The sequence below is a fragment of the Eudoraea sp. genome (assembly GCF_049669105.1).
Lineage (GTDB): Bacteria > Bacteroidota > Bacteroidia > Flavobacteriales > Flavobacteriaceae > Eudoraea.
In genome coordinates, this window is the sequence record NZ_JBATKE010000029.1 from 1 (window position 1) to 6,549 (window position 6,549).

At 35.9% G+C, this 6,549-nt stretch carries 6 protein-coding genes and 1 tRNA gene; 3 read left to right on the plus strand and 4 right to left on the minus strand.

The genetic code is table 11. The annotated features are described in order from the left end of the window. On the minus strand, positions 1-291 hold a 291-nt coding region (locus WBM60_RS02140; protein ID WP_424282704.1), incomplete at its 3' end, for an MATE family efflux transporter. Positions 292-303: 12 nt separating this feature from the next. Continuing rightward, entirely contained in the window at positions 304-804 is a 501-nt protein-coding gene (locus tag WBM60_RS02145) for a GNAT family N-acetyltransferase (RefSeq protein WP_424282705.1), read from the minus strand. Between the two features lie 50 nt (positions 805-854). Between WBM60_RS02145 and WBM60_RS02150 the strand changes: the two genes are divergently transcribed. From WBM60_RS02150 to WBM60_RS02160, 3 genes are all read left to right on the plus strand, one after another. Continuing rightward, complete coding sequence (locus tag WBM60_RS02150) at positions 855-1,652, plus strand: universal stress protein (protein ID WP_424282706.1); 798 nt, start codon at positions 855-857, stop codon at positions 1,650-1,652. Between the two features lie 73 nt (positions 1,653-1,725). Continuing rightward, positions 1,726-1,799: transfer RNA gene (locus tag WBM60_RS02155), tRNA-Ala, on the plus strand. A 103-nt stretch (positions 1,800-1,902) separates the two neighbouring features. Then, positions 1,903-2,616 carry an SDR family oxidoreductase gene (locus WBM60_RS02160; protein ID WP_424282708.1) on the plus strand — a complete coding sequence of 238 codons (714 nt, stop codon included), beginning with the start codon at positions 1,903-1,905 and terminating at the stop codon, positions 2,614-2,616. A gap of 3 nt (positions 2,617-2,619) precedes the next feature. Here WBM60_RS02160 and WBM60_RS02165 read toward each other — a convergent pair whose 3' ends face one another. Beyond that, positions 2,620-5,370: a PD-(D/E)XK nuclease family protein gene (locus tag WBM60_RS02165; RefSeq protein WP_424282709.1), complete on the minus strand. Its 2,751-nt coding sequence runs from the start codon at positions 5,368-5,370 to the stop codon at positions 2,620-2,622. 63 nt (positions 5,371-5,433) lie between these two features. Next, positions 5,434-6,549 (minus strand): OmpA family protein (locus WBM60_RS02170; RefSeq protein WP_424282710.1); only part of this gene is annotated, 1,116 nt, incomplete at its 5' end.

The window sequence follows — 6,549 nt, forward strand, 5'->3', positions numbered from 1 at the left end:
GTTAAAAAAAATGGCCTGCGCCGGTAAATTCTTAACCTCATCTAGCTTGCCTGCACCCAAATATTGAGAGATAATTGCAGATATGGCACTTCGGGTTTGCCCAAGAATCCAAATAAGCATGGACAAAAAGGAACCGACGATTCCAACTGCCGCCAGTGATTCCAGACCGTATGTTGGAATATTGCCCACAATAGCAGTATCCGTTATAGATAGCACAGGTTCCGCTATACCGGCTATAGTTGCAGGAATAGCTAAGCTATTTATGGTTTTAAAACTTACAACTGTTTTCAAAAATATAATGGATTACAATACGAGTTCATAGCAATAAAAGGGAGAATGACTTTGTTTAGGAAAATAAACATTTCCCAGTTTTTGATATCCCCGTTGCGCATAAAAATTTTGATTCCTTTTGTTTTGACTAAATGTATCCAGTCGGATAGAGATATATTTATTTTCGAGCGCATAATTTTCAGCAAAATTCATTAATATTTGGGCATAGCCTTTACCCTGGAATTTTGGGTCAACGGCAAGCCTGTGAATATATATGTTATTTTCATTTGGTGTTAGCCATTTAATAGGAACATATTCCTCATCCATATATGTGGTAATAGTTATGCAGCCTATAAGAGTATTTTCAGATTTAAGAACAAATAATTCCTTTCGGGAAATATCATTTTCAAAAGCTTCTATGGAAGGGTATTCTTCATTCCATTGAAATATCCCTCTTTTTTCCATTTGTTTTGCACAGGCTTTGGTAAGCCCAAGAATCTCCGGGATTTCCAGTATCTTTGCACATCTAATCATGAATAATTCATCAAATAAGTTGTAAATTTAAATTAATAATACCAAACCTTATGAAGAACATATTGGTACCCATAGGAACTTCCCCTGATGCGCATGAGACTTTACAATATGCTGTGGACTTTGCCGAGCAATTTTCTTCAAGTATTTATGTCATGGAAGTATTTTCGGCCAAGTCTGGAGCAGGAGATTTGAAGAATATATCCGAGAAAGTGGAAGAGAGCAGTAAGAAACATATCAAGGAAGTTATTGAAAAGGTAGATTCCAGGAACGTAGATATGAAGATTGCCACTTATAATGGGGATTTAATAGATGGACTAAAGGAAATAGACAAAGAACTTGGTATAGATCTTATTATAATTGCCCCCAGGTGTAATGATATTAAAGAGGAATTATATCTTGGACATACTACAGGGAGAATAGTTAAAAGAACAGATATTCCAACTTTAATCGTACCAAGAGGTGCTATTTTTAAGCCTATTAAAAATATCCTAACAGCATTTAAATCTGGAATTCTAACGCAGCGGAGAATCCTTGAACCATTAAAAATTATAAAGAAGAAATTTAAATCAAAAATAAATTTACTCCTTGTAAAGACTCCGGGATATTCAGATGAAGACCTTAAAATAAATACTTCTCTTATGGATTTGTGTTCCCAATTAACGGTTACGGAGCATGCTACGACCTATTTAGGAGTTTTAGAACATTTTCAATCCACAAATCCCGATTTGCTTTGTGTATTTAGAAGAAAGCGCGGATTTTTTAAAAATTTATGGGAGAAGAGTGCGGTTCTAAAATCTGAGTTTTCAGTACGTATTCCTGTTCTTGTATTAAGTGTTAAGAAGGATTAGAGAAGATAAAATTTATTCGGCGGAATTTTGAAACTTATTCAAAAAGTAGTTCCTTTGACATTCCTTAAAAGACGGGGGATTAGCTCAGCTGGCTAGAGCGCTTGCATGGCATGCAAGAGGTCACCGGTTCGACTCCGGTATTCTCCACAATAACCCTCCTTCAAAGTACTGTAAGAGGGTTTTTTATTTTAGTTGGGTCTTTTAATTTTTAAGTGAGCACGGATAATTAACTAAAGAAATTTTAATTGACATGATAGATATAACAGGTAAAGTTGCCTATATAACAGGCGGTTCAAAAGGGATTGGACTTGGAGTGGCGAAGAAGTTACTGGACTCGGGGTGTAAAGTTGCAATAAGCGGCAGAAACAAATCAAGCCTGGATGCAGCTGTACAGCAATTAGGAGCTGGACCAAATGTAATGGCGCTTGTTAGTGACGTCACTAAACTTGACAATGAGCATAAGGCTGTAGCTCAAATTATTCAAAAATGGGGAAAGCTTGATGTAGTTCTGGCGAATGCCGGACTTGGACTTTTTGCTCCGGTGGATGAATTATCTGAAAACGACTGGCATCAAATGATTGATACTAATCTCAACGGCGTATTTCATACTTTAAAGGCATCCGTAGATGCTCTAAAAGATTCCAAAGGATATTATATCACTCTGGCCAGTTTGGCCGGGACCAATTTTTTCGCAACCGCGGCTGGATACAATGCTACAAAGTTTGGTGTTGTTGGTTTTACCCAGGCGGCAATGTTGGATCTCCGTAAATATGATATTAAAGTATCTACCATTATGCCCGGTTCAGTAGCAACTCATTTCAATAATAATGAACCTTCCCAAAAAGATGCCTGGAAAATACAACCGGAGGATATAGGTGAGCTGGTGGTTGATCTGCTAAAAATGCATCCCAGAACGCTACCCAGTAAAATAGAAGTGAGACCCAGCAGACCAGACAAAAAATAGTGATTAATCTTCTTTAGCAATAAATGGGACTGCTGGATTTGCAATTTCCTGAATTAGTTTAACCAACTGTTCCTGAAATAGATCGAGGGTATCTTTAGTTATGTTGAAATCCTTTTTTGAGGTATTCCTGCTATTTTTTGTTGAAAAATAGAATGGGCCAGAACCCAAATTCTTGAAGGAAATAATTCCGGCACTCATTTTTTCAATGGGATTAATAATTTGATACATGAAAGAATAACAGAGCAACTGAAATGCTTTGCTACGATCATAATTTTCAATGATTTCATCCCATAAAACTACTTCTACATTAGAGCTAAGAACACTCCCGGTCTTATAATCAATTATTCTTAGCATGCCATCCTTTTCATCAATCCTGTCTAATGTTCCTTTTAATATAACCGGAGTATCTATCCCCGGTACATCTATATCAACTGACAGATCTTTTTCAAGTGCTATTATTTTAATAGTATGATGTTTAATGTTTTCTATTTCTTTTAAAATGAAACTATCTATATAAGCTACGATAACATTAAAGGCAATAAGGTTTTTTCCTCTTGAAATATCCTCTTCTGCATAAGTTTTCAGAAGTTCATTTTTAACTACGCCTCTTATTTTAGGTCTTTGTTCCTTTAGTTTGCCTTCAGTCAGAAAAGCACCAAGGAATGGCTCATACAAAATTTCCATAGCCTTGTGTAAAATAGTCCCAAAGGTTTTTGAAGCAATAGTCTCCTCAACTTCAAGAGTTTCTTCTAATTTTAAAATCTTTTGCTTGTAAAAATTGATAGGATTTTTAATATAGTTTGTGAGTGACGAGGGTGAAAGCCCTTTTCTAAAAACAGCGCTTATTTTATTCATTATATCGCTATCCTTTTGAATAGAAACGGGCGTATTAAGTATTGAATTTATCTGAGGAACCGCAATTTTCGCTACTATGTTTTCTATGTGATTTTCGTCTGTAAGTAATTGTGAAATAAACCTGCTTTTTTCACCACCTTCAATAACATCAGGTTCAGTATTGTAGATAAGATAGATGTTTTTGGCTCGTTGTAACAATCTGTAAAAATGATAGGTATAGACGGCATCTTTCTCTTTGTAGGCAGGTAAACCAAATTCTCTTTTAATATCGAAAGGAATAAATGAGTTATTGGTCTTACCTGCCGGAAGGATACCTTCATTTACCGATGTAATTATAACAGTTTCAAAATCAAGATTTCTACTTTCCAACATCCCCATGATCTGTAAACCTTCAAGAGGCTCGCCCCTAAAATTTACTTTTTCAGTGGATATCAACTCCTTAAATATGCTCTGTAAAGCCTTTAAGTCATGTAAAAATGCGTATTCACCAGAAAGCATTTTTAGCTCATTAAACAAAGTATAAAAGTGATATAAATATTCCAGTTCCAAATGGTTTTCCTGTAGTTGAAAATTACGTTTTAGGAGCTCAATAAGCGCGATAACACTGTTTAGAAAATGAGAAGGTTCCGCATTTTCGTAGGAAAACAGGAGCGTTAATCCTTCTGTAGTTTCAGGAAAGATTGATTTTAATTTAGAAGGAGTTATATAAATCCAATTACGTTTATTTACTTCCGCTTTTATGCTATTAACTATATTTTTGTCTTCTGAAGAAAGAAGCTTCTGAACATATGGATGAACTAAAAATGACAACAGGTTCTTATAAAACCAACCCTGTGAATCTAATTGGATATAAAGGTCGAAGAGTTGGGTAAACATGCCAGCAATAGGGGTTTTATCTAAGGGATACCCCATGGTGATATTTACCTGATTTATTTCAGCCGGAAGCGAGTTTAATATGGGGTTCAGCAGTGTTTCATCTCCCAAGATAACAGCGGTATTTTTAATTTGGTTTGGGTCCTTTTCATTTAGATCTAATATCAAATCGCCAACATATTTTGCCTGTGATACATTTTTAGGTACACCGGTTATTTGGATATTTTTTGTGGTGCTATAATATTCACTTAATCCCTTCAGCGAGTGGTCTTTAAAATAGCTCCATTCCTTTTGGTATTGACGAATAAAAAACCCCGCATCGTGAATTTTATCTTCCAGAAAACAGATGTCTATATCCCAATAAATATCGCTGTTACCTTCTTTTAAAAATTCTTTAATAATAAATACTTCGGCTGAATTCAAAGCATTAAATCCAATAAAAACGTGCTTTTTATTTTTTGATGTATTAATGTAATCAGATAGGTTTTGACATGCTTCTCTATAAACCAATCCCTGATGGCCCGAACCATTTTCTAAAAGGTTTTTATTAAAGGCTGAATGCAATTCTTCAAGATTATTCCAAAAGCTGAGATAATCTTCTATTAATTTAGTTTTATTGGGTTTAAGATGCCATTGGTTCATTTCCTGGATAACCGATAAGTATGAAAAAAGCTTTTCAGGAGGCACCAGGTACCTGTCAATTTCATTGAAATCCTGCAATAGAATTTGACCCCATTTGGAAAAGGAATAAAAACTTTCCTTTTCGTTACTGCCTGTATTTAAATAGGCATTATATAGTTCAAATAATTGTTGTGTATTGGTTGCATAGGAGAGACCCGAAATCATTTCAATAAATGATTCAATGCTATAGATTTCGGGAGCAAAAATCGTTTTACCAACAGTTTGGGAGATGTTGTTTTTAAGAAAGGTTCCTGCGCGTTTACCAGGAAGTACAAAAATAAGATTGTCAAAAGAGCTATTCTTTTTCCATAATTCTTCTGAAATCTGATTTAAAAAACTTTGCATTTTTAAAAATAAAAAAAGCTCCGCGTTTGCGGAGCTTTTTTCTAATATATTAGGTTTAGAACCTTATTGTTTTATCAAGTTAATTTCAACTCTACGGTTCGTTTTCCTACCGGAAGCGGTACCGTTGTCTGCTAATGGTCTTGCTTCACCATAGCCTGTAGCTTCCAATCTGTTAGAGGCAATACCGTTCTCAATTAAGAAATTCATTACGGAATAAGCTCTTTCTTCAGAAAGCTTTTGGTTCAATGCATCACTACCAACACTGTCTGTGTGACCGTCTATACTAAATCTGGCATAAGAGTACTCTTCTAAGATAGCTACGATATTTTTCAATACCTCTTCCGAACGCTCTTTAATAGTTGCTTTTCCTGTATCAAACAAGATAGTTTTAGCATAGTCGTTTAATGACTTACGAACTGCTTCAGTAAGTTCTGGACAACCTTTATTTGCAACAACACCTGGTAGGTCTGGGCAAAGATCATCTTTGTCTAAAACGCCATCTCCATCTCTATCTGGCCATGGGCATCCGTTGTTTTCAGCAGGACCTGCTTCATTAGGACACTGGTCATCTTTGTCAGCAATACCATCACCGTCTGCATCTGGGCAACCAGCTAAAGCAGCTAAACCAGCTTCATTTGGACAAGCATCATCTTTATCAGCAATTCCATCGCCGTCAGAATCAGGACAACCATTCAATTCTTTAGGACCGGCTTCATTTGGACAAGCATCTTTGCTGTCTTCAATGCCATCTCCGTCAGAATCAGGACAACCATTGAATGCTTCTAAACCAGGTACTTCTGGGCAAGCATCATCTTTGTCATAGATACCATCTCCATCTGTATCAGATCCACCAAATTTGATGGAAAGTCCCAACATATGTTGGAAATGTGGAAGCAAATAGTCTTCAAAAGAGTGCTTATACTGTGTTTGAATGGTGAAACCAATGTTATCGTTCATCCATATATTAGCACCAATACCTCCATTAATAGTACCGGCTCCAATATCAGCAACCCAGGTATAACCACCTCCAATTTCAACGAAGGGATCAATAGTGGTATTTTTTATAAAATTGTATTTAATAGTTCCATCCAAGCCATAGTAAGACAAATCGTCAACTGCAAGGTCACCAATTTTCTTAATACGGTTTAAAGAACCTCTAACGCCAACGGAGATACCATC

What these genes read in the sequence shown, in the direction of transcription:
- WBM60_RS02150 (WP_424282706.1), top strand. Translation starts at nt 855, where the DNA reads ATGAAGAACATATTGGTACCCATAGGAACTTCCCCTGATGCGCATGAG.
- WBM60_RS02160 (WP_424282708.1), top strand. Translation starts at nt 1,903, where the DNA reads ATGATAGATATAACAGGTAAAGTTGCCTATATAACAGGCGGTTCAAAA.
- WBM60_RS02165 (WP_424282709.1), bottom strand. Translation starts at nt 5,370, where the DNA reads ATGCAAAGTTTTTTAAATCAGATTTCAGAAGAATTATGGAAAAAGAAT.
- WBM60_RS02145 (WP_424282705.1), bottom strand. Translation starts at nt 804, where the DNA reads ATGATTAGATGTGCAAAGATACTGGAAATCCCGGAGATTCTTGGGCTT.